The sequence below is a fragment of the Promicromonospora iranensis genome (genome assembly GCF_028994805.1).
GTDB classification, from domain to species: domain Bacteria; phylum Actinomycetota; class Actinomycetes; order Actinomycetales; family Cellulomonadaceae; genus Promicromonospora; species Promicromonospora iranensis.
This window is the reverse complement of record NZ_JAJQQP010000005.1, coordinates 338,217-359,769: the sequence shown is the minus strand read 5'-3', so window position 1 is coordinate 359,769 and position 21,553 is coordinate 338,217. Positions and strand designations below refer to the sequence as shown.

The window sequence follows — 21,553 nt, the reverse complement described above, 5'->3', positions numbered from 1 at the left end:
GGCGCCCGAAAAGAGACGGTATGGAGCCGCACCGTCCGGGTGAAACTCAGCGCCCGGCACTCTCGGACACCGGGACCTCGGCGAGGTCACACAGCACCGGGTCGCTCGCGACGCACCACTGCGGGCTCGCGACACAGGGATGGTCCGCGACATCCGTGAGCTCGGCACACAGGAGGTACGCACCACCCCCGTGCTCGGCGGTGTCGATCACGCTGCGCGCGATCTCGCCCATCGCGTCCAGGCCGATCGTGGACGGATCGCCGGCGGGTACGAGGACCCGGCGCGACATGCTGGTCATGACCTCGCACAACGCCTGGTCTGCCGCTGTGAAGGACACCGGGCGAGCCCAGTGGTCACTCGGTACCCCGAAGGACATCAGGTCGTGCGTCACCGCTTGCCGCGAGTCGCGGCGTGAGATGTCAGGCTGGAGGGATGGCGAACCGTCTTGCGACCGCGACCAGCCCCTACCTCCTGCAGCATGCCGACAACCCGGTGGACTGGCAGGAGTGGGGGGACGAGGCGTTCGCGGAGGCTCGGCGCCGTGACGTCCCCGTCCTGCTCTCCGTCGGGTACGCCGCCTGCCACTGGTGCCACGTCATGGCGCACGAGTCGTTCGAGGACGACGAGGTGGCGGCGGCAGTCAACGCCCGCTTCGTCGCGGTCAAGGTCGACCGGGAGGAGCGGCCCGACGTCGACGCCGTCTACATGAGCGCGACGACCGCGCTCACCGGACAGGGCGGCTGGCCCATGACCTGCTTCCTGACCCCGGAGGGCGACCCGTTCTACTGCGGCACCTACTACCCGCGGGAGCACTTCCTGGCGCTGCTCGACGGTGTCACCGAGGCGTGGACGGAACGCCGCGACGCCGTCGGGCAGCAGGCGGTGGCGATCACCGAGGCGGTGACGAGGGCGTCGTCGCGGCTGGTTCCGGACCGGCTCGACGACGCCGCCCTCGCCGCCGCGGCGCGACGCCTGGCCCACGACGCCGACCCGCTGCACGGCGGGTTCGGCGGCGCGCCCAAGTTCCCGCCGTCGATGACGCTCGAACATCTGCTGCGGCACCACGCCCGGACCGGCGACGCCGAGGCGCTGCGCCTCGTCGAGCGGACGTGCGAGGCCATGGCCCGCGGCGGCATCTACGACCAGCTCGCGGGCGGCTTCGCGCGCTACGCGGTGGACGCCGCCTGGGTGGTGCCGCACTTCGAGAAGATGCTGTACGACAACGCCCAGCTCCTGCGGGTCTACCTCCACCTGTACCGCGCGACCGGCTCGCCGCTCGCCGAACGCGTCGCCCGCGAGACCGCCGGTTTCCTCGTGGCCGGCCTGCGCACGCCCGAGGGCGGTTTCGCCTCCGCGCTCGACGCCGACACCGACGGCGTCGAAGGGCTCACCTACGCCTGGACCCCCGAGCAGCTCGTCGAGGTCCTGGGTCCCGACGACGGCGCCCGTGCCGCGGAGGCCCTGTCCGTGACCCCGGAGGGGACGTTCGAGGAGGGTTCCTCGACCCTCCAGCTGCGGCAGGACCCCGACCCGGACTGGTGGGCCGGCGCGCGGGCGCGGCTGGCCGAGGCCCGGTCCGCACGCCCCCAGCCCGCCCGCGACGACAAGGTGGTCACCGCGTGGAACGGCCTGGCGATCGCCGCCCTCGCCGAGGCCGGCGTGCTGCTCGACGTCCCGGCCCACATCTCCGCGGCGCGCGAGTGCGCCGACCTGATCCTCGGCCTCCACCTCGTTGACGGACGCCTGCGGCGCGCGTCCCGCGGCGGTGTCGTCGGGGCCGCGTCCGGTGTCGCCGCGGACCACGGCGACCTCGCCGAAGGGCTGCTCGCCCTGCACCAGGCGACCGGCGAGACACGGTGGCTCGAGGCCGCGGGTGACCTGCTCGACGTCGCGCTGGCCCGGTTCGCCGACGGCGACGGCGGCTTTTTCGACGTCGCCGACGACGCCGAACAGCTCGTGAGCCGGCCGAAGGACGCCACCGACGGACCCGAGCCCGCCGGCCAGTCGTCGCTCGCCGGTGCGCTGTGCACCTTCGCGGCCCTGACCGGCTCGTCCGGGCACCGCACGGCAGCCGAGACAGCGGTGGCCGCCGCCGGCGGGCTGGCCCGGCAGGCGCCACGGTTCGCCGGGTGGACGCTGGCGGTCGCGGAGGCGCTCGCCACCGGCCCGCTGCAGGTCGCCGTCGTCGGGCCCGACGACGAGGCGCGCGCCGCACTTGCACACGTGGCCCGGGGCGCCGTGTCTCCCGGACTGGTGGTCGCCGTCGGCGAGCCGGACGCACCGGGCGTGCCCCTGCTCGCCGACCGCCCGCTCGTCGACGGGCAGGCGGCGGCCTACGTGTGCCGGGGGTTCGTGTGCGACCGCCCGGTGACGACCACCGAGAGCCTCGCGGCGGCGCTCAGGGTCTGACGGGGCAACCAGCGCAGCGTGACGAGACCCAGCGCGAGGTGGAGCGCGCCGGCCACGGCTCCCCTGACGTGCAGCCCGGCGACGAAGGCCGACTTGGCGTCTGCGCTCGCGCCCGGTCAGGCAGCTCGCTCCCGGTGCCGTCGGACGCCCGCGCGGTTGGCGCAGCGCACGGAGCAGTACCGCTGCCGCCCGTTGCGCGTCACGTCCACCACCACGTTGGTGCAGGGCTCCGACGCGCACCGCCCCAGCCGGTGCATCCCGCGAGTGACCAGGTGGAGCGAGGTACCCACGCTGATCACGGCGCGCAGGACCGAGGACAGCACCTGGTTGTCGTCCCGGTAGTGGAGGTGCCAGCCCTCGCCGTCGTGGTCCGTGAGACGCGGGTAGGCCGCGACCGCTGCCATCTGCGCGTTCAGCAGCGCGGCACGGGCCGCGGGACCGGTCGCGTCCACGACGCGCAGCCAGTCGTCGATGACGAGGCGCGAGCGCGCGTGGTCCTCGGGCTCCTCCTGGAACTCCATCGCCATGCCGAACTCACGCGTCCGCGCCTCGATCCCCGCACGGTCGGCCGGCCACTCGTTGGCGAGCGAAGCGGCGAGCAGGACCGCGTACTCCCCGTAAGGGTTGAGATGCATAAGGCCATTACAGCATCGTGGGAGGCATGACGACGACCGACACCCGTCCCGCACCGCACACCAGCACCCAGGAGGCCGGGCACGAGCACGCGTGGGCGACGACATCACGCCACGCGACCTCCGCAGGTCTCGTGCTCTACGTCAGGTGCACGACGTGCGGCGACCACCGGGTGGACCTCCAGGGGCACCGTGAGACGCCGCCCGCACCGCTGAGCCGGGTGGTCGGCGGCGGGTCCGCGGCGGAGCGCTGACGACGACGGCTTCGTGTCAGTGGCTCGTGCAAGCATCGGGTATGGACTTCATCCAGCACCTCCGTCCGGACGGGCTCGTCACCAGCCCTGCGTTCAGCCACGTCGCCGTCGTGCCGCCCGGGGCGACCACCATCTACGTCGGCGGCCAGAACTCCGTCGATGCCGACGGCGCGCTGGTCGGCGCCGACGACGTCGCGGCGCAGTCGGTGCGCGCCCTGGAGAACGCCGGAGTCGCGCTCGCCGCGGCCGGCGCGACCTTCGCCGACGTCGTGCAGTGGACCGTGCTCTTCGTCGACGGTGTCGACCTCGCTGCCGCCTACGGCGCGATCGCTCCCCTGCTGGCGTCCGACGAACCACCCCTGGTGCTCGGTGCGCGGGTCGCCGGGCTGGGCGTGCCGGGCGCACTCATCGAGGTGAGCGCGATCGCCGCGGTGCTGCGCTGACGCCATCCCGCTCGGGCCGCTCGGACTGCGCAGACCGCTGCCCGAGCGATTGTCCGGCGGCCCTGGCGCGGTGGGCGGCGACCCGCTCGCGGGTGGCGCACCGCCGTGAGCAGTACCGCTGGTCCGGCCCGTTGCCGACGGCGAGGAAGACCTGATCGCACCCGGTCGCGGCGCAGACCCCGCCCGGCAGCTCCTGCCGGTCCCAGATCAGCACGGCCATGGCCAGGCAGGCCGACGCCAGGAACCACTCGCCGATCGGACCGTCGTCGTCACGATCCAGGTGGAGATGCCATGCCGCGCCATCATGAGCGGTGAGCCGCAGGCGCTGCGTGTGCCGGGCGAGCAGCTGGTTGAGCAGCACCGTCGCCGTCCCGAGGTCGTCGGCGTCGAAGACCGGCCGGAGCTTCTGGGCCGCACGCCGTAGCGGTTCGACGTCGTCCTCGGTGATGGTCAGCGACTCGTTCTCGCCGTGGGCGAGCAGGACCTCGCGGAGGGCTTCCGCTGTCGGGTCAGCGGCCAGTACGTTGATCATCGCCGCGGTCCGCCGTGCGGCGGCACGAGGAGAGAGCCGGACGGGCCAGTCGGCATGCGGTGGGACCATCGTCGAAATGTAACGCTCATGGACCGGTCTTGCGTTACGACGCCACGGTGCAGCTCCCCGCCGATGGTCGGTCGAGGGCAGAGCGTCGGTCAGCGGCTGAGCTCGATCAGGGCGAGCAACGCCTGGCCGTAGGCATCGACCGGTTCCTCGGCGGCGAACACACGAGGCTGCCCGAGGAGCTCGACATCGACCTCGTACCTGCCGTCGACGCGGCGCAGCGCGCGGAAGCTCGAGCGCAGGAGCGCACGCAGCTGGTCCTCGCGCGGCAGCCAGAGGGTGTCCTCGATCGCTACCGAGTCGAGCGCCCACTCGGTGGTTCCGTTGAAGCCGAGGATCGTGCCGGTCGGGAACTCGTGCGCCTCGATGGTCATCGTGCTCACGGTGAACACGTCACCCGCGAGCTCCGGCGCGGCGATACGGAACTGGTCGCCGTCGACCGGCGTCCAGACCAGGCCGGCGTCGCGCAGCTTCACGGCAAGCTCGGTGGAGATCATCGACCCATTGTGGAACATGCGACGGGTGCGCCAGGAGCGGCCACCGCCGGCACAGCCCGCGCACGAGGGCTGTGCCGGAGCGGCACTCCGTCGGTCAGAACCGCTCCAGCTCGGGCGAGGCGGTGCTGGCCTGGCGCTGCGGCCACAGCGCGATGGCGAGGCCGATCACGACGCTGCCGATGTGCAGCACGTTGTCAGCGGCGTTGATGTTGAGGATGTTGATGTCCGGGTTGTTGACGGCGAACAGGCCGAAGACGAACGTCGCGCCGTAGCCGGCGACGAGCAGCCACCCGAACGTCCGGGCACGGCCGGACACCGACCACATGGCGAGGCCGAGCAGCCCGATCAGGATGTGCACGATGTTGTGCAGGGGGTTGACGGCGAAGCCGAGCAGCGTCTGGTCGTGGTTGTGCTCGGCGAAGCCGTCGAACCCGGTCACGAAGAACCCGGCGGCCCCCACCAGGAGGTACACCACGCCGATCGTGAGGGCGATCAGCTGGTGCGGTGCTCGGGTCGAAGGCGTGGACTGGGACATGGCAGTTCTCCATTCGTGTCGTGCAACGGTCTCGTGCAGTGGGTTCGGAGCCAAGGCGCGACCGGATTGGACCGAAAAGGGTTGGTGCCGCCGTCCCCTCGGACGGCGGCACCAACCTTCTGCTCCCGTGCCGGACGCCTTCTGCTCCAGCGCCGGACGACGCGTTACCGCCTACTGCCCGGTGAACACGAACGGCGAACCAGGCTCCTTCTCGATGTCCCCGTCACGGGAGTTGGTGACCGTCACGTTCGACAGGATGGCGTTGCCGCGGGCGCCGCCCATCGCGAGGATGCCGGACCCGTTGTTGGACTTGTCGATCCGCACGTTCGTGATCCGGACGTCGGGCATGTTGCCGCCGCCGTTCTTGAACTGGATGCCGTCGTAGGTGGAGTCGATGATGTCGGTGTCACGGATGGTGACGCCGACGATGTCGTGCGTCTGCGGGAAGATCGTGATCGCCCCGAACTCCTGGTCCTCGTTCCAGAACGCCCCGCCGGTGCGGTAGAGGCCGTTGTTGGCGATGAGCGTCGTCCCGGAGAACGGCAGGGGGTCGTGGTCGGTCGCGAGCATGATGCCGGGGTAGTTCATGGTGTCGGAGATCAGGTTGTTCTCGATGGAGTTGTCGTAGCCGCCGTAGATGGCGATCCCGTTGGCGCGCCACGGGAGCTGGACGGTGTTGTTGCGGAACGCGTTGTCGTGGCCGATGTCGACGTTGCGGTCCTTGACGTAGGGGTTGGCCCAGACAGCGAGCGCGTCGTCGCCGGTGTTGCGGAACGTGGAGTTGAAGACCGTCGAGTTGCGCGTGCCGTTGCTGAAGTTGATGCCGTCGGCGTAGGTGTTGCGGATGCGCACGCCGGAGAACTCGAGGCCGTCACCGGGTCCCCAGAGCTCGGGGATGTTCGTGTAGTCGCGCCCGACCCACACGCCGACGTTCGCGTGCTCGATCCAGACGTTGGTGATCTTGGTGTCCTTGCCGAACCGGCCGTTGAGGCCGACGCCGCCCTCCTCCTGCCCGTTGTTGCCACGGATGTCGCCCGAGCCGAAGATCGCGATGTCGGAGATCTGGACGTTGTCGTCGATGTCGAACCCGAAGTTGCCCTCGTGCGGGTGGTTGATGACGCCCGGCGCGAGGTGCGGCTTGATGAGGCTGTAGAGCTGCGAGTGCCACATGCCCGCGCCGCGGATGGTGACGTCGCTGATCCCTACCTGGTTGTGCATGCCGCGGTCGAGCGGGTCGTCGGTGAGGATCTTCTTCTCCTGGCGCCACTGCCCCGCCGGGATCCACACGCACTCGATCTCGCCCTTCTGGTCGGCGGTGACGGCGGCCTGGATGGCCTCGGTGTCCTCGCGCCCGTCGTTCGGCACCGCGCCGTACTCGGTGATCGAGGTGCACCGCGCGGGCTTGGCCGCGGGCGGTGCGACCTGCTCGAGCTCCACCAGGTCGATGACGTAGAACGCGGCGTCGTCGCCGGCGTCGCGCTGGAGCTTGAACACGGTGCCTGCGGGGAACGACCGGCTCAGCAGCGCGTGCGACTCGTCGAAGAGGCGGCGGGCGTCACCGCCCGGGGTGTTGGTCAGGCCCTCGGGCTGGTCGGTGTTCCCGTACAGCCACGAGTGCTTGGAGGACAGCGTCAGCTTCTGCACGAACTCGCCGTTCGCATAGAGGCTGATCGTCTTGTCCTGGCCTCCGCCGCCGGGGGCGTCGGGGATCGAGTTGCGCACGACGATGGAGTTGGTCGGGTTCGTGGAGGTGAGCTCGACGTACTGACCGGTGCTGGTGAGCCGCACGGACCGGCGGCCCGAGGACTCGGTGGCGAAGTTGGTGTGCCCGAACGTGCGCAGCGGGTCGGTCTCGAGGAGCGCGCCCGTGTACCGGCCGTCCTCCGCCTCGTAGGTCGTGTACGGGACGGCGGCACCGCGGCCGACGGTGACCGTGAGCGTCTTCGAGTTGTTGTCCTCGTTGGTCTCGGCGACGACGTCGGTGGCGTCGGCCGTCGCGGTCGCCGTGGCGCCGCCGTCGGTCGCGGTCCAGGTGCCGGACGGCGTGACGGTGACCGTCCCGCCCGCGGGGACTGCCGGCGTCGTGCCGTTCAGGGTGCTCGAACCGGCCACGACGCGCGTCACCGAGCCGGCCGCGGCCGGCTCGGTGCCCCGGTTACGGACCTGGACGCTGAACGACACCGCCGAGCCGACGGCGGGGTTGGCCGGGTTCGAGGACACGGAGACGACCTCGAGATCCGGCCCGGGCGCCTCGCGCACCACGAGCTTCGCCGCCGCCGTGAACGCGTTGTCCGTCTCGTCCTGCTCGGCGACGGTGTTCGCCGGGTCGACGACGGCGCCGACGGTGTACTCCCCGGCCGGACGGGTGCCCGCGGCGACCTCCACCGGGGCGCTCGCGCCGGGCTGCAGTGCCCCGACGTCCGCCGAGCCCACGGTGGTGCCGCCGAGCTTCGCGTCGAGCGAGGTGCCCGCCGACGCCTTGTCACCGGTGTTCTTCACGGTCGCCGTCAGCTTCACGGGCGTCGTCGCCGTGGGCGACGCCGGGGATGTGGTGACCGCTGTGACGACGAGGTTCGGGTTGGGCGCCGGAGCGCCGTAGACCTCGAGCTCGGCGACCTGGCCGTTGCCCGCGCCGGTGTTGCCGGTGAAGCGCAGGCGCACGTCGGTGACGGTCCCGGTCACGGGGACGTTCACGAGGTTGCCGCTCCCGGGCGCGAACGCGTACCCGGCGGACGCCTTGAGCTCCTGCCAGGCGCCCGTGCCGGAGCGTCCCCAGACGGAGAACGTCTGCGTCCGCGGGCTCCACGCGCCGTCGGGGTTCACCCGCACGCGCAGGCTGCTGACCTGCGTGGGTGCCGCGAGGGAGACGTCGAGCGTCGACGGGTACTGCCCGCCCGCGCCCTCCCAGTACGTGCCGGTCTGCCCGTCGACGGCGTTCGCCGCGACGTACGACCACTCGGTCGACGACGCCGCGGCCGGCCGGTCCTTCGCGTAGTTGGTGCCGGTCGGGTCGGTCGGCGGGTCGGTGGGCGGGTTTGTCGGGTCGCCGCCGCCGGTCGGGACGCCCCACACCTGCAGCTCGGACACCTGGCCGTTGCCCGCTCCGGTGTTGGCGCTGAAGGCGAGACGGAGCTCGTCGACCGTCGAACCGACCTCCGAGCCGAGCGCGATCTCGACCTTGTTGCCGGTCGCGGGGTCGAAGCGGTGGGCCGCCGAGGCCTTCAGCGTCCGGAACGACGACTCACCGTCGGACCGGCCGAGCACGCTGAACGTCTGTGTGCGCGGCGCCCAGACGGAGGCCGGCGGCACCGTGACCACCACCCGCTCGACGTCGGCCGCCGCGCCGAGGTCGACGGTGAGGTGGGCCGGGTACTGGCCGCCGGCTCCCTCCCAGTAGGAGCTCGCGTTCCCGTCGTTCGCGTTGCCCGCGACGTACGTCTGCGTCACCGACGAGGCGGCGATGGGTTTGCCGAGCGCGAGGTTGGTGGCTTCCGCCGCGGCGTACGCGACGGCGCCCAGGCCGAGCGGCGCGACCAGCGCCAGCGCGGCACCCGCCACGACCGTGTGCTTCCAGGGGATTCTCATGAACGTCCTCGTTCTCCCGCCAGGGCGGGCTCGTCCAGCCGCGGGGCAGCGTTGCCCGGCGAGAGTAGAAAGTTGCAGAACTCGCACTGCTTTGTGCTCGCTGTCTGTCAATTTCTTGCGGCGTGCTGTACGGACGTTACGAGAAGCGGGCAGGAGGAGTCAAGAGTCCGGCGGACCGTATCGGGGCAGGCCGATGCCCTGACCGTCAGCGGCGGTAACGCAGCCAGACCACCGCGTCGTCGAAGGTCTCGGCACCCATCAGACGCAGGGCCGACGCCGGCGGCTGGTGCGTGCCGAACCAGAGGTGCCCGTCCGCGGCCTCGGCGAGGCACGGATGGACGAGCAGGCTGATCTCGTCGACGAGCCCGGCCCGTAGCATCGCCCCGGTCAGGGCCCCGCCGCTGTCCACGCGGACCACCTTCGCGCCGCGCTCCCCCAGCGCATCGAGCGCGGCCCCGAGGTCGACCCGGTTCTCACCCACGACCAGCTCGTCGACGGCGCCGGGATCGTCCGGGGCGGCGGCGAGGACGGTTTCTCCGGGGTTGGTTTCGGCGGGACTGGTCTGGGTGGGACTGGTCTGGGTGGGACTGGTCTCGGCGGCCAGGGGTCCGCCGTCGGCCCCGCCTGCCCTGGACCGGAGGGCCACCACCGCGGACCAGTGCCCGGCGTCCCGCAGTGCCCGCCAGGCCCGGACGCGGCGCCGGCTGTCGACGACGGCAAGCAGGGGTCCGCCGTCGGCCGGGCCGGGACCCGGCTGCGCCGCCAGTGCCTCTTCCTGCGCGAGGATCGTGTCCGCCCCGGCCAGGGTGACGTCCTCGTGCCAGGTCCGGGCCAGCTCGTAGAACCGGCCGACGTCGGGCGCGAAGCCGGTGGTAGCGCCGTCGACCGACACCGCGACGTGCACCACCACGTGCGGGCGGACGACGCGGTCGGCCACGACGGCACCTCGGAGCTCGGCCACGGCCGTCACTCCCCTTCTGGACGTCGACTACTCGTTCAGAGGATCATCTCGCTCAGACCAGCAACACGGTCCGCCGGCGCCGGGTCAGCCGGAGGGCTCGCAGAAGCGCAGGACGTTACCGAACGGGTCGGTCACCTCGATCGTCGGCCCGCCGGGAGCGTCACGGTCGATTCCGGGCCGGAGACGCGCGTGCGGCCGAACCGACAGCTCCGCGTGCAGCGCATCGGCGCTCGCCACCGGGACCCAGACCACCGTGCCCGGTGTCCCGTCGCCGTGGTGCTCGGACAGGTCCAGCACCGCCTCGCCACGGCGCGCCCGGAGGTACAGAGGCATGCCCGGTTCGAAGCGGTGCTCCCACTCGACGTCGAACCCGAGGTAGTCCACGTAGAACTCTCGTGCGCGCGCCTCGTCCTGGACACGGAGCACGGGGACCGCGGTGCCGAAGCCTGCCGACCCCGGACCGGGAGGCTGCCCGGACCGCCCCGGCGGCATCCGTCCCGGCGGCAGCTGCGCCGGCAGTCGAGCGGACGCGGTGTTCCAGTCGGCAAAGCCGAGCTGAGCCGCGACGATCTCCAGCGCGCGGCTGTGACTGATGGTGAAGCCGGTGTCGGCGAGCGTGCGGCGCAGTGTCCGGGCGGCCGTCTTGGCGTCGCGAGATGTCAGGTCCACGAGTACATCGCTATCCCGGTGCCGTGAGCGTGGTCGGTGCCCGCACTGCCGTCCGTGGCACCGTGGTAGGCACGAGAACCCTGACCGGACGTCTTCGTCGATGCATTCACCAGACCGATCGTCTCGGCGCGGGCGGCGGGCTCATCGAGTGCCGGGGTAGAGGCTAGCAAGCCGGCGCACGGTTCACGTGTGCGCCCGTGAGCCGCCGTATTCGCCGAACTCGACCATGACCGCAGCCCTCGACGGACGGCCGGCGGCGCGCGGGGTCTCGGCTGGCTCCGCGGCGGCCTCTCGGCCGGTGCTCCGGGCCGGCCGACCGACGCCAACCGAGACCTTCAAGGGTTATCCACAGATTTCATTTTGGCCGTGCGATGCGTACGGACGTTCGAGATAATAGATGCAGCGAGGACGTGAGAACTAGAGGCGACGAAGGGGGTGGGGGTCCGGTGGATCAGTCGATGAACGGCGTGCCAGCCGGTGGCCTGCCCAGTGCCGAGTCGATCGAGGAGACGCTGGCCCGGTTCGAGAATGTGATGGACGAGCTCGCGGTCCTGACCGATCCGGAGGTGTTGGACGGGTGGGACACCCCGACCGTGGGCCGGCTGATGGAGGCACACACCCGGATCCGCCGGATGATCGGCCGCCTCGACGGAGTCCGGTACACCCTGCTGTCGAGGATCGAAGCGGACGGGTCCTGGCGCTCAGGCGGGATGGCCCGCGCGTTCACCACCTGGCTGCGGATCCGAGAAGGCATCTCGGCGACGACAGCGGGCAAGGACATGACGATGGCCCGCCGCCTCGCGACCGCGCTGCCCGGGACCCGGGAAGGCCTGGTCGCGGGAACCCTCGGTGCGGACCATGCCCGTGTGATGACCAAGGTCGCCCCCACCAGCGAGACCCGCACCGACGCGTTGGCCTGGCTGATCGACACCCGCACGGGTGAGCGGACCACCCCGGAGGCGTTCGTGCAGACCGTGCCCGTGGACTTCCCCGACCCGGTCGAGGACCCCGACGGTGAGCACACCCGTCAGCTCATCACGCGAGTGTTGGAGGACGCGGTCACCGAGGGCACGCTGGTCACGGGTGAGGGCCTGGTCCTGCGCGAGGCCGGTTCGTTGAACGCGGACCAGTTCCGGATCGTGGCACGCCGGTTCGCGACGATCACCGACCCCGACACCGACGACACCGACGACGACAAAGCAGCCCTGGGCGAGTTCCTCGACCTGGCCAAAACCTTCGGCGGCTACCACCTCGCAGGCTTCCTGACCGACGAACACAGCCTCCTGGTCACCGCGGCGATCAACGCAATCCTCGGCGCCCCCTCAGCGGAAGACACCCGCACGTCGACACAACGCCGCGCACAGGGTCTGGCAGATGTGGCCCGGGTGGTGTTGGACACCAACCAGGCCTCTCCGGGGGCGGCGATCCCACCCCACCTGAATGTCACGGTGTCCTGGACCGAGCTGGTCGCCCAGGCCACCCGCACCCGCGAAGGCCTGTGCCTGACCTGCGGCCAAACCGCACCAGGCCGCACGAAGGGCACAGGAGCACCGAGCACAAGCACAGATGCAGGTGCAGGTGCAACGGGCACGGGTCTGGCTCCGACGAACGCAGACCCGCCAGCCGCAGGCCCAGCAACTAGAGGCCCAGTGGGCGCCCTGACGGTGTCCGGACTGCTGTCCGGTGGTGGCCCCGTGTTCACCGAGACCGGTGACCGCGCCCCACGAGCACTGCTGCGCCGTCTGGCCTGCGACAGTGCGGTCACCCGGGTCGTGTTCGGACCCGACGGCGCCGTCCTGGACGTCGGCCGGGCGCAGAGGACGGTGAGCGGGCAGATGCGGCGAGCGGTGATCGCCAGAGACCGGCACTGCGTCTTCCCCGGGTGTGATCAACCACCATCACGGTGCGAGGTGCACCACGCGATCACTCACTGGGCTCACGGCGGGGACACCTCCGTGTCCAACAGTGCGTTGTTGTGCTGGTACCACCACCAGCTCGTCGACACCCGAGGCATCACCATGCACTGGACGGGCAAACCCACCACCACGGGCACCACCACAGCCGACAGCACCACCGGCACCACCACGAGCGCCACCGTGCCCGGCGCCCTGATCGAGACCGGGTGGGCCTTCACCGACGCCCGCGGACACCGCATCACCCTGCCCGAACCCATCGAAGTCGAACGCCGGAAAGCCAGTGAAACCGGCGAGTCGGCCGGAAGCCTCTCCGCTACGGGCGGCACCCGATCACCGGACCCACCGCCGCCGTCCGCTGAGGCGGCCTGACCTGGGACCAGTCAGGCCGCCTCGCACCGCTGATTCCCTCACGAGCACCCGCCAGGAGCACAGTCATCATCACCACCAGGCCCGTGAAGCCGCGCATCGCCAGCGCTCAAGTACCAGTGCCAGTGCCAGTGCCAGTGCCGGCAGCGCACCAGGACGACGGCAACGGCACCGCGATGCCCGCGAGCGCCGCCGACACCGGAGCCGGCACCGGCACGACGGCTGTCCGCCCTCCCCGGCCCGCAGCACAGCAGAAGACGCTGTCTTTCTCACCGCCGGTGCCCCTCGTGGTCACCGGTTCCGCCTCCGCCGGCACGGGTTCGTCATCCATGCAGTGTCGGCTGGTAGACGAGCTCCTGGATGTCGCCGTCGAGCGTCAGGTGGTCGATCAGCTCGAGGTCGAAGTCCGCGGCACCCTGGAAGATCGGCTCCAGGCCGGTCCTGCCGGTGATCACCGGGAAGAGGGTCACCTGGACCCGGTCGACCAGACCGGCGGCCATCAGCGCCCGGTTCATCGAGAGGCTGCCGTGCGAGCGCAACGGTACCTCCGACTCCTCCTTGAGCCGGGCGACGACGTCGACGGCGTCGCCGCTCACGAGTGTCGCGTCCGGCCAGTCGAGGGGGCTCTCCAGCGTGCTCGACACCACCGTTGTCGGCAGGTTCCGCATCCGGGTGACCCACGGGTCGCGCACGTCGGAGTCCTCGGAGCTCTCAGAGCCCTCGGCCAGCATCTGCGCGAACGCCCGGTACGTGTTCGCGCCGAGGACCATCCGCTGGTCCCGCGAGTAGAGGGCGAGACGATGCTCGAGAAGCTCCGGGCCCTGCTTGCCCCAGTAGCCCGTCCAGTCACCGCCGGCGGCACCGAAGCCGTCGAGGCTCGAGAACACGTCGAACGTGTAGGTAGTGGTCATGATGGTCTCCTGGGAAGCCTGATCGGGAAGCCTGATCGGTACGTCGATACAGACCGGGGACCACGGCGAATCTCATCGCCGTCGGACGGTACGAGGGGAGACAGCGTGACGAACGAGCTGACGACCGGACCGGGCGGCCTCGCCGGCCGCGGCCAGCTGCTGCGGCTCGGGGCACCGCGCGACACCGCCGCGGTACGGCACCTGGTGACGTTCCTCGTGGCGAGCGTGGTGACCGTGCTCGGAACCCGCGCCTACCTGGCCGCCATGGACTACCCGCAGATCGGCGGCGGCGGGCTGCACCTCGCGCACGTCCTGTGGGGAGGGCTGCTCATGGCGCTGGCGATGATGCTGCTGCTGTCCTACGTGGGCCCGGTGCCGCGGTCGCTCGGCGCGGTGCTCGGCGGGGTCGGCTTCGGGCTGTTCATCGACGAGGTCGGCAAGTTCGTGACCGCGGACAACGACTACTTCTACGCGCCGACCGCGGCGATCATCTACTTCGTCACGGTGGTGCTCGTCCTGATCGTCGAAGGGTTGCACGGCCGCCGGGCGCACCATCCTGCCGAGTACCTCGCCGTGGCGGCGGACCGGCTCACCGCCGGGCTGGCCGGCGGGTTCACGCCGACCGCCCGTGCGGAGGCACGCGAGCTCGCCGCCAAGGGCTCGGGCCAGCCCGGCGCAGACCTGGTCGCCGAGCTGGTCGAGGCAGTGCCCGACGACGACACCGATGTGCCCGACCCGGTCCGGGGCGGCGTCGACCGCGTCGTGCGGTGGCTGGACGCGCTGGTGGACCGGGTCTGGGCCGCGTGGCTGCTGATCTGCGTGCTCCTGGCCGTGGGCGCGGCCGAGGCGCTGGTAGGCATCCGCGTGCTGCGCGGGCTGGTACCCGGGCTGCCCCAGTGGACCGGTGTCGCGATCCTCGCGGCTGTCACCGCGTCCGTCGTGTTGCTGGCCGTCGGCATCACGGTCGGGCGCCGCAATCATCTGCGCGGCGCCGTCTGGATGCGCCGCGCGGTGCTCGTCAGCCTGCTGTTCACGCAGCTGCTCGTGTTCCGCGCGGTGCAGTGGACGGCGGCGTTCGGCCTGATCCTGGACGTGCTGGCCTTCGCAGCGCTCGAAGTGGCACTCCGCGAGGAGCGGATGGCGAAGGCCCGGCGGAGCTGACCGCCGCTCAGGCCCGCGAACGCGCCAGCAGCCACACGAAGTAGGGCGCCCCGAGCAGGGCGACCGCCAGCCCGGCCGGGAGCTGGGCCGGTGCGATGACCGTCCGTCCCAGGGTGTCCGCCAGGCCGAGCAGCACCGCACCGAGGAGCATCGCCACCGGCAGCACCCGCGCATGCCGGCCGCCCACCAGAGCCCGCGCCGCGTGCGGAGCGACCAGACCCACGAACCCCACGACGCCGACGGCCGTCACGCTCGTCGCGGCCAGCACCGCCGCCACCGCGAGCACGAGCAGCCTGCTGCGCTCCAGGCGGACGCCCACCAGGCGCGGCGTGTCGTCATCGAGCGCGAGCAGGTCCAGCTCGCGCCGCACCACCACGGCGAGGGGGACCGCGAGTGCCAGCACGATCACGACGGGCAGGACCTGGGAGAAGTCACGCCCGTAGGTGGTGCCCGACAGCCAGGTGTAGATGCGCGGCGTGTTCCACGGGTCGGAGTTCAGCAGCAGGAAGGTGGTCAGCGCGGTGGTCAGGTACCCCAGGCCGATACCGATGAGCACGAGCCGGTCGGCGTGGAGCCCGCCCCGCCAGGCGAGCAGGTAGACGATCCCGAAGGCGACGAGGCCCCCGATGACGGCGGCCACGAGCATGGCGCCGGTGCTCGCCGCGATCCCGTTGCCCCAGGCGGTCCCGGCCACGGCGGTCACCACGACGACGGCGCCCAGGCCTGCGCCACCGGTGATCCCGAGGATGCCGGGCTCGGCCAGCGGGTTGCGGGCCGTGGCCTGCACCATCGTCCCGGCGAGGGCGAGTGCCGCCCCGGCGACGATCGCGGCCAGCACGCGCGGCGCGCGCTCGTCGAGGGCGAACCGGACCACAGCCGGGCCCTCGTCCTGCAGCCACAGCGCGATGTCTCCGGTGCGGAGCCAGGTGGACCCGGCGAGCAGGCCGAGCAGCGCGACGCCGACCGCGAGGGCGACGCAGATGCTCAGCACGACGGCGAACCGGCGGGCGCTGCGGGGCCCGGTGGTGGCGGCCGGCGGGGTCCGGGACGGCCCGGCGTCGCGCAGGCGCCGCGCGAGCAGGACCATGATGAGGGCGCCGGCGAGCGTCGTCGCGACGCCGGTGGGTACGGCGAGCGCCTCCTCGGCACCCAGCAGGGCGCGGACGACGGCGTCGGCCAGCACGACGACGAAGGCACCGAGCAGGCCCGCGGCCGGCAGCAGGATCGTGTGCCGGTGCAGCGCGGGGACCACCCGGGCGAGCAGCCTCGCGACGACGGGCGCGGCGAGGCCGACGAAGCCGATCGGCCCCGCGAGGGTCACGGCCGTGGCCGTCAGCAGCACGGCGAGCAGCACGCCGACGGCGCGGGTCGAGCGCACGGGGACGCCCAGCGCGCCGGCCGTGTCGTCGCCGAGGCCGAGCACGTCGAGGCGCCGGGAGAGCAGCAGGCCGGCCGCGGTGGCGAGGAGGACGACGGGCAGCGCGCGCCAGAACGCCGTCAGGTTGAGCTGGCTCAGCGAGCCGCTCCCCCAGGCGAACAGCCCGGTGGTCTCGGCCTGGAACAGGATGAGCAGCGCGGACGCCGCGGCCTGCAGCGCCAGTGCGACGGCGGACCCGGCGAGCACCAGGCGCGTGGTGGACGACCCGCCACCTCCGGCCAGCCCGAGCACGAGCCCGGCGGCGGCGATGCCGCCGGCGAAGGCCACGGCGCCCGAGGCCCACAGCGGTACGGCCAGCCCGAAGGCGGCCACGACGACGACCGCCAGGTAGGAGCCGGCGGTCACCGCCAGCGTGTCCGGCGAGGCCAGCGCGTTGCGGGCGATCGACTGGAACAGCGCGCCGGCCACGCCCAGGGCGAACCCGACGGCCACGCCGGCCGCGAGGCGCGGCAACCGGGAGCCGACGAGGATGTCGCGGACCGCCCCGGCGTCGTCAGCGCTCTGCCCACCGAGCTGCCCGCCAGCCAGGCGCAGCAGGTCGCCCACACCGACGCCGGACGTGCCCTGCGTCAGGTGCCAGGCGCCGACGAGGAGCACGGCCAGCGCGAGCACCACCAGGGTGACGGCGCCCGACGCCCAGGCGGCGGGGCGCGACGCCGGCGCCTGCGGCGAGCTGTCCGTCGTGGACGACGACTGGATGACCGTCATCGCGTCACTTCGTGAAGACGTCGACGTAGGCGTCGACGACCTGCTGCGCGGACCGCGGGCCGCCGAACGTCCAGATGCGCTCCGGGAACGCGTGCGACCGGTCCTCGGTGACGGCGGGCAGGCTCGCCCAGACGTCGTTCTTGTCCAGCTCGGTGGTCCAGTCGCCGTCGGGGTCCGGGGTGCCGGTGTACAGGAGGGTCGCGTCGCCGACCGCCGTCATGCCCTCGATGTCGGACTGGCCCAGGCCGTAGGCCGGGTCGACCTCGCCGGTCCAGGCGTTGGTCAGACCGATCTCCTCGCCCAGCTCACCGATCAGGGAGCCCTGGCCGAAGGGGCGCAGGGTGACGTTGCCGCCGTCGATCCAGCCGTCGAAGTACACGAAGTCGGTGTGCTCGGGCGCGGCCTCGCTGATCGCCGCCTCGGCGTCGGCCAGGTGCTGCTCGAACTCCTCGGTGACGGCCGCGGCCCGCTCGGTGCGGCCGGTGGCCTGCGCGACGAGGTCGAACGTGGTGAGCATGTTCGCGATCGGGTCCGCCGCGTCGGCGCCCTTGGTGGCCAGTACCGGCACGTCGTAGGCCTCGAGCTTGGCGATGATCTCGTCGTCGGGCGTGTAGGCCTCGATGACGACGAGGTCCGGCTCGGTGGCGTACAGGGCGTCGAGGTTCGGCTCGCCGCGCGTACCGACGTCGGTCACGCCGTCCGGCAGCTCCTCGGCGCTGTCCCAGGTGCGATAACCCTCGACGTCGGCGACGGCCACCGGGTTCACGCACAGGCTGAGGAGGTCCTCGGTCTGCTGCCACTCGAGCACCGCCACACGCTCGGCGGGCTCGTCGAGCTCGACGGTGCGGCCGAACGAGTCGGTCAGCGAGACCGGCCCGGTCTCGGTGGTGACGTCGGCGCAGTCGCCCGAGGCGGCCGCGTCCGGGGCCGACGACGCGGCAGCTCCGGGGTCGGTGGTGCCGCAGGCCGCCAGGGTCAGCGGGAGGAGCAGTGCGGCGCCCACCAGGGACGCGGTTGTGCGCAGGGACATGGGTCTCTCCTTGATCTTCGTGACACGTCGAGTTTCGTGACACGTGACGAGGTTCTGCCGGGTACGTCTGAAAGGTGCCGGCGCGGCGGGCGCCGACGGCGTCGGTGCGGGCTCTCCAGGTCAGCGCGTCCGGCCGTGGTGGCGACCGCGCGGGTGCACGCGGACCCGTCCGGTGCCGGGGTCGGTGGTGACGTCGATCGGCAGGCCGTAGGCGAGCGACAGGTGCTCCGCCGTGAGCACCTGGGCAGGTGCCCCTGCGGCGAGCACGCGGCCGCCGTGCAGCAGGACGACGGAGTCCGCGACGGACGCGGCGTGGTCCAGGTCGTGCAGCACGATGCCGACGGCGGTGCCGTGCTCCTCGGCCAGGTCGCGCACGAGGTCGAGGGTCTCGACCTGGTAGCGCAGGTCGAGGTGGTTGGTGGGCTCGTCCAGCAGCACGACGCCGGTTTCCTGCGCCAGGCAGGTGGCCAGCCAGACGCGCTGCACCTCGCCGCCGGAGAGCTGGTCGACGCCCCGGCGGGCCATGGCGGTCACGCCGGTGATGTCCATCGCGCGGTCGATGGCGGTGTGGTCGGCGTCGGTCAGCGGCGTGAACCGGCGGCGGTGCGGGTGCCTGCCGAACGCCACGACGTCGCGCACCTCGAGGCCCGCCGGGTGCGGGCGGGACTGGGCCAGCAGCGTGACGCGGCGCGCGAACTCGCGAGCGGACAGCGGTGCGGCGTCGACGGCGTCGTCGGGCGTGGGCCCCAGGCTGACGGTCCCCTGCTGCACCGGGTGCAGGCGGGCGAGCGAGCGCAGCACCGTGGACTTGCCGGACCCGTTCGGGCCGACGAGCGCCGTCACGATGCCGGGCGTCAGGTGCACGGCGACACCGTGCACGACGGTGGTGCGCTGGTAGCCCAGCACAAGATCGTCACCACGGAGGGCAGTTGGAGTCACGCAGGTAAGCCTAACCTTACGTTGGCACACCTTCGACACCCTCTCAGCACGCGAGAAGGTGCGGGTGAAAGGGCATCCCGCTCTACCAGGTGCCGGCCCAGACCGTGCCGGGCGCGGGCCCGATGTCAGTGACCACGGCTACGTTTGCGGCCATGGCTCTCCTGCGCACCAAGACCCCACCCCGCCCGCTCACGCCGGGAGACGTCGTCGTGACCTGGCACGCCGACCTCGGTGAGTGGGCCGCGGCGCAGGTCACCGGCCTGGATGCGGACGAGGAGCTGGCAGACGTGCTCGACCTCGACTGGTCCAGCCCGAACCGGCCGGAGGCTCTCGCCGACCTGGGCGTCCTCCGTCCGCTGTCCCGACAGGCCGGCAGCTGGAACGGACAGCGCAGCCACTGCCACTACCCCTGGGTGCTGCCGCGCGGCTGCACGGTGATCGGTACGGCTACGCCGCTGGTCGCCAGCTCCTCCCAGAGCTACGGGCTGAGGTGGGGTGTCGGCGACGCGCTCCACTGGGAACGGCGCGCCGCGAGCGGCCGGACGGACTGGGAGGACGATCCGGCTCAGGTGTCGATCGAGGGGCCCGAGCTCCAAATCCCGGCCGATGTCGACGCGTCGACCGTCCGGCGCCTGTCCGTCAGCGGTGTCGAACGTCTCGACGCCGCGGCCCTTGCCGCCACCTTCCCGAACCTGACCGAGCTCCGGCTCTACGGCGAGCTCGACGAGATGACCGGTGCCTCAGCCCTCGACCAGCTCGCCGGCCTGCGCACGCTCTCGGTCACCGGCTACTTCGGGATGACCGCCGCCGATCACATCACCCCGTCAGGCACGCCAGAGCTGGAGCATGTCGACCTGCACGACATCCCGCACGAGTACGCCGCGGCGATGCGCCGGGTCTGGCGGCCGGAGGCCGCGAACGGCACGTACCTGAGCGTGACGGGCGCGCGCAGACCGGGCTGGGTCGCCAAGAACCGCGACAACCCGCTACGGGACTGGGACGGGCGCGCGGGCGTCAGCAAGCGCGCCTACACGAGATCGGTGGCGCAGCTCCGGAACACCCGCCGACAGGTCCTTGCCGCGCTGGACGGTTCCCCCGCCGACCGGACGGCGGTCCTGGAGCGCATCGGCTCGGAGTACGGCGAGGCCTTCAACGCCATCAACGAGGCCGCGGGCGAGGACCTCATCATGACCGAGGAGCGCGAGGAGCTGTACGACGCCCTCGTCGGGGTGCTCGTCGCCGCGGCCGCCGAACGGGGACTCGACGCCACCGCCGAGCGGCAGGCGCTGCTCGACGGCGTCGACGCGACCCGCGACTGGTAGCCCTGCCCGTGCCTGCCCGCCCGGCGAACCGGGCGGCCAGGCAGAGGCTCACGCCGTGAGGACCCGCGCCCCCTGCTGCGCCAGGACGCTGAGCTCTGCCGCCTTGAACGCGTGCTCCTGCGTCATCGCGGTCTCCGTGCGCTCGAGGCAGTCGAGGATGAGCTGGCCGAAGAAGGGGAAGCCCACGTTCCCGTCCGCGACGAGGTGGTGCTCGCCCTTGCCGTCGACGAGGAACACGTGGCCGGGGCCCTCGTCCGTGCCGACGTTGGCGTACTTGCGCAGCTCGATGTAGCCGTCGGTGCCGAGCACGAACGTGCGCCCGTCGCCCCACGTGCTCAGGCCGTCGGGGGTGAACCAGTCGACCCGGCAGTAGCCGCTGGCGCCGTTGTCCATGACGATCGTCGCCTCGCCGAAGTCGTCGAGCCCCGGGTGCTCGGGGTGGTGGTAGTTCGCGATCGCCGAGTAGCCGACCTCGGCGTCCTTGGCGCCGGCGAAGTACAGCATCTGCTCGAAGTTGTGGCTGCCGATGTCACAGAGGATCCCGCCGTACTTCTCCTTCTCGAAGAACCAGTCCGGGCGCCCGGTGCCCAGACGGTGCGGCCCGAGGCCCATGACCTGCAGCACCCGGCCGATCGCGCCCTGGTCGATGAGCTGGCCGGCCAGGACCGCCGCCTCGACGTGGATCCGCTCGGAGTAGTAGACGGCGTACTTGCGCCCCGTCCGGGCGGTAGCCTCCCGCGCCGCCGTGAGCTGGTCGAGGGTGGTCAGCGGAGCCTTGTCCGTGAAGTAGTCCTTGCCCGCCTCGAGGGCCCGCAGACCGAGCGCACAGCGCTCCGAGGTGACCGCCGCTCCGGCGACGAGGCGGACCTCGTCGTCGTCCAGGACCTCGTCCTCGCTCCGCGCGACCCGCACGTCCGGGAACCTGTCGCGGAACGCCGCGACCTTCGCCGGGTCCGGGTCGTACACCCACTTGAGCGTCGCTCCGGCGCTGATCAGTCCTTCACACATGCCGTAGATGTGCCCGTGGTCCAGGCGCACCGCCGCGATGGGGAAGTCGCCGGCGCTCACCACGGCATCGGGGATCGGTTCAGGCGCGTAGGCGGCGCCGCTGGTCGTCGTCATGACGTCTCTGGTCCTGTTCTCTGGTGGCGTATCTCTGGTGGCAGTCTGTCGGGACGT

At 71.9% G+C, this 21,553-nt stretch carries 19 protein-coding genes; 6 read left to right on the top strand and 13 right to left on the bottom strand.

Annotated elements, in window-relative coordinates; all coding sequences use genetic code 11:
• Positions 1–46: 46 nt before the first annotated feature.
• Positions 47–337: a hypothetical protein gene (locus LUM46_RS10825; RefSeq protein ID WP_274993889.1), complete on the bottom strand. Its 291-nt coding sequence runs from the start codon at positions 335–337 to the stop codon at positions 47–49.
• Positions 338–432: 95 nt separating this feature from the next.
• Here LUM46_RS10825 and LUM46_RS10820 point away from each other — a divergent pair, with 95 nt between their 5' ends.
• The gene (locus LUM46_RS10820) at positions 433–2,409 is read left to right on the top strand and encodes a thioredoxin domain-containing protein (protein WP_274993888.1); all 1,977 of its coding nucleotides are present in this window, start codon (positions 433–435) and stop codon (positions 2,407–2,409) included.
• A 116-nt stretch (positions 2,410–2,525) separates the two neighbouring features.
• Here the strand turns inward: LUM46_RS10820 and LUM46_RS10815 are convergent, their stop codons facing one another.
• Positions 2,526–3,044 (bottom strand): CGNR zinc finger domain-containing protein, encoded by a 519-nt coding sequence (locus tag LUM46_RS10815; RefSeq protein WP_274993887.1) that lies wholly within the window; start codon positions 3,042–3,044, stop codon positions 2,526–2,528.
• A 26-nt stretch (positions 3,045–3,070) separates the two neighbouring features.
• Between LUM46_RS10815 and LUM46_RS10810 the strand changes: the two genes are divergently transcribed.
• Positions 3,071–3,295, top strand: a complete 225-nt coding sequence (locus LUM46_RS10810; RefSeq protein ID WP_274993886.1) for a hypothetical protein — start codon at positions 3,071–3,073, stop codon at positions 3,293–3,295.
• A 41-nt stretch (positions 3,296–3,336) separates the two neighbouring features.
• On the top strand, positions 3,337–3,738 hold the full coding sequence (locus LUM46_RS10805) for a RidA family protein (RefSeq protein ID WP_274993885.1): 402 nt from the start codon (positions 3,337–3,339) through the stop codon (positions 3,736–3,738).
• Here LUM46_RS10805 and LUM46_RS10800 read toward each other — a convergent pair.
• From LUM46_RS10800 to LUM46_RS10775, 6 genes are all read right to left on the bottom strand, one after another.
• On the bottom strand, positions 3,701–4,339 hold the full coding sequence (locus LUM46_RS10800; RefSeq protein WP_274993884.1) for a CGNR zinc finger domain-containing protein: 639 nt from the start codon (positions 4,337–4,339) through the stop codon (positions 3,701–3,703). The two genes, LUM46_RS10805 and LUM46_RS10800, sit on opposite strands and share 38 nt — an antisense overlap.
• A gap of 89 nt (positions 4,340–4,428) precedes the next feature.
• Positions 4,429–4,833, bottom strand: a complete 405-nt coding sequence (locus tag LUM46_RS10795) for a pilus assembly protein CpaE (protein ID WP_274993882.1) — start codon at positions 4,831–4,833, stop codon at positions 4,429–4,431.
• 94 nt (positions 4,834–4,927) lie between these two features.
• Positions 4,928–5,368 (bottom strand): DUF4383 domain-containing protein, encoded by a 441-nt coding sequence (locus LUM46_RS10790; RefSeq protein WP_274993881.1) that lies wholly within the window; start codon positions 5,366–5,368, stop codon positions 4,928–4,930.
• A 171-nt stretch (positions 5,369–5,539) separates the two neighbouring features.
• The gene (locus LUM46_RS10785) at positions 5,540–8,953 is read right to left on the bottom strand and encodes a CARDB domain-containing protein (protein ID WP_274993879.1); all 3,414 of its coding nucleotides are present in this window, start codon (positions 8,951–8,953) and stop codon (positions 5,540–5,542) included.
• Positions 8,954–9,158: 205 nt separating this feature from the next.
• Positions 9,159–9,914, bottom strand: a complete 756-nt coding sequence (locus tag LUM46_RS10780; RefSeq protein ID WP_274993878.1) for a dihydrofolate reductase family protein — start codon at positions 9,912–9,914, stop codon at positions 9,159–9,161.
• 84 nt (positions 9,915–9,998) lie between these two features.
• A complete protein-coding gene (locus tag LUM46_RS10775) occupies positions 9,999–10,583 on the bottom strand; it encodes a glyoxalase superfamily protein (RefSeq protein WP_274993877.1) in 585 nt (194 codons plus the stop codon).
• Positions 10,584–11,041: 458 nt separating this feature from the next.
• On the opposite strand from LUM46_RS10775, the gene LUM46_RS10770 reads away from it, so the two are divergent.
• Complete coding sequence (locus LUM46_RS10770) at positions 11,042–12,868, top strand: HNH endonuclease signature motif containing protein (RefSeq protein ID WP_274993876.1); 1,827 nt, start codon at positions 11,042–11,044, stop codon at positions 12,866–12,868.
• 320 nt (positions 12,869–13,188) lie between these two features.
• Here the strand turns inward: LUM46_RS10770 and LUM46_RS10765 are convergent, their stop codons facing one another.
• Positions 13,189–13,776 (bottom strand): dihydrofolate reductase family protein, encoded by a 588-nt coding sequence (locus tag LUM46_RS10765; RefSeq protein WP_274993875.1) that lies wholly within the window; start codon positions 13,774–13,776, stop codon positions 13,189–13,191.
• A gap of 105 nt (positions 13,777–13,881) precedes the next feature.
• On the opposite strand from LUM46_RS10765, the gene LUM46_RS10760 reads away from it, so the two are divergent.
• Complete coding sequence (locus LUM46_RS10760; RefSeq protein ID WP_274993874.1) at positions 13,882–14,937, top strand: hypothetical protein; 1,056 nt, start codon at positions 13,882–13,884, stop codon at positions 14,935–14,937.
• 7 nt (positions 14,938–14,944) lie between these two features.
• On the opposite strand, the gene LUM46_RS10755 is transcribed toward LUM46_RS10760, so the two are convergent.
• The 3 genes from LUM46_RS10755 to LUM46_RS10745 all read right to left on the bottom strand — a co-directional run bounded on the left by LUM46_RS10755 (position 14,945) and on the right by LUM46_RS10745 (position 19,052).
• Positions 14,945–17,083, bottom strand: a complete 2,139-nt coding sequence (locus LUM46_RS10755; protein ID WP_274993873.1) for an iron ABC transporter permease — start codon at positions 17,081–17,083, stop codon at positions 14,945–14,947.
• A gap of 4 nt (positions 17,084–17,087) precedes the next feature.
• On the bottom strand, positions 17,088–18,113 hold the full coding sequence (locus LUM46_RS10750; protein ID WP_274993872.1) for an iron-siderophore ABC transporter substrate-binding protein: 1,026 nt from the start codon (positions 18,111–18,113) through the stop codon (positions 17,088–17,090).
• A 120-nt stretch (positions 18,114–18,233) separates the two neighbouring features.
• The gene (locus tag LUM46_RS10745) at positions 18,234–19,052 is read right to left on the bottom strand and encodes an ABC transporter ATP-binding protein (RefSeq protein ID WP_274993870.1); all 819 of its coding nucleotides are present in this window, start codon (positions 19,050–19,052) and stop codon (positions 18,234–18,236) included.
• A gap of 152 nt (positions 19,053–19,204) precedes the next feature.
• On the opposite strand from LUM46_RS10745, the gene LUM46_RS10740 reads away from it, so the two are divergent.
• Positions 19,205–20,374, top strand: coding sequence for a hypothetical protein (locus tag LUM46_RS10740; RefSeq protein ID WP_274993869.1), 1,170 nt, complete (start codon positions 19,205–19,207; stop codon positions 20,372–20,374).
• A gap of 48 nt (positions 20,375–20,422) precedes the next feature.
• On the opposite strand, the gene LUM46_RS10735 is transcribed toward LUM46_RS10740, so the two are convergent.
• Positions 20,423–21,496: a Gfo/Idh/MocA family protein gene (locus tag LUM46_RS10735; protein WP_274993867.1), complete on the bottom strand. Its 1,074-nt coding sequence runs from the start codon at positions 21,494–21,496 to the stop codon at positions 20,423–20,425.
• Between the last annotated feature and the right edge of the window lie 57 nt (positions 21,497–21,553).

Coding starts and splice junctions, on each gene's coding strand:
- LUM46_RS10820 (WP_274993888.1), top strand. CDS start 433: ATGGCGAACCGTCTTGCGACCGCGACCAGCCCCTACCTCCTGCAGCAT.
- LUM46_RS10815 (WP_274993887.1), bottom strand. CDS start 3,044: ATGCATCTCAACCCTTACGGGGAGTACGCGGTCCTGCTCGCCGCTTCG.
- LUM46_RS10810 (WP_274993886.1), top strand. CDS start 3,071: ATGACGACGACCGACACCCGTCCCGCACCGCACACCAGCACCCAGGAG.
- LUM46_RS10805 (WP_274993885.1), top strand. CDS start 3,337: ATGGACTTCATCCAGCACCTCCGTCCGGACGGGCTCGTCACCAGCCCT.
- LUM46_RS10800 (WP_274993884.1), bottom strand. CDS start 4,339: ATGGTCCCACCGCATGCCGACTGGCCCGTCCGGCTCTCTCCTCGTGCC.
- LUM46_RS10795 (WP_274993882.1), bottom strand. CDS start 4,833: ATGATCTCCACCGAGCTTGCCGTGAAGCTGCGCGACGCCGGCCTGGTC.
- LUM46_RS10790 (WP_274993881.1), bottom strand. CDS start 5,368: ATGTCCCAGTCCACGCCTTCGACCCGAGCACCGCACCAGCTGATCGCC.
- LUM46_RS10785 (WP_274993879.1), bottom strand. CDS start 8,953: ATGAGAATCCCCTGGAAGCACACGGTCGTGGCGGGTGCCGCGCTGGCG.
- LUM46_RS10770 (WP_274993876.1), top strand. CDS start 11,042: ATGAACGGCGTGCCAGCCGGTGGCCTGCCCAGTGCCGAGTCGATCGAG.
- LUM46_RS10765 (WP_274993875.1), bottom strand. CDS start 13,776: ATGACCACTACCTACACGTTCGACGTGTTCTCGAGCCTCGACGGCTTC.
- LUM46_RS10755 (WP_274993873.1), bottom strand. CDS start 17,083: ATGACGGTCATCCAGTCGTCGTCCACGACGGACAGCTCGCCGCAGGCG.
- LUM46_RS10750 (WP_274993872.1), bottom strand. CDS start 18,113: ATGTCCCTGCGCACAACCGCGTCCCTGGTGGGCGCCGCACTGCTCCTC.
- LUM46_RS10740 (WP_274993869.1), top strand. CDS start 19,205: ATGGCTCTCCTGCGCACCAAGACCCCACCCCGCCCGCTCACGCCGGGA.
- LUM46_RS10735 (WP_274993867.1), bottom strand. CDS start 21,496: ATGACGACGACCAGCGGCGCCGCCTACGCGCCTGAACCGATCCCCGAT.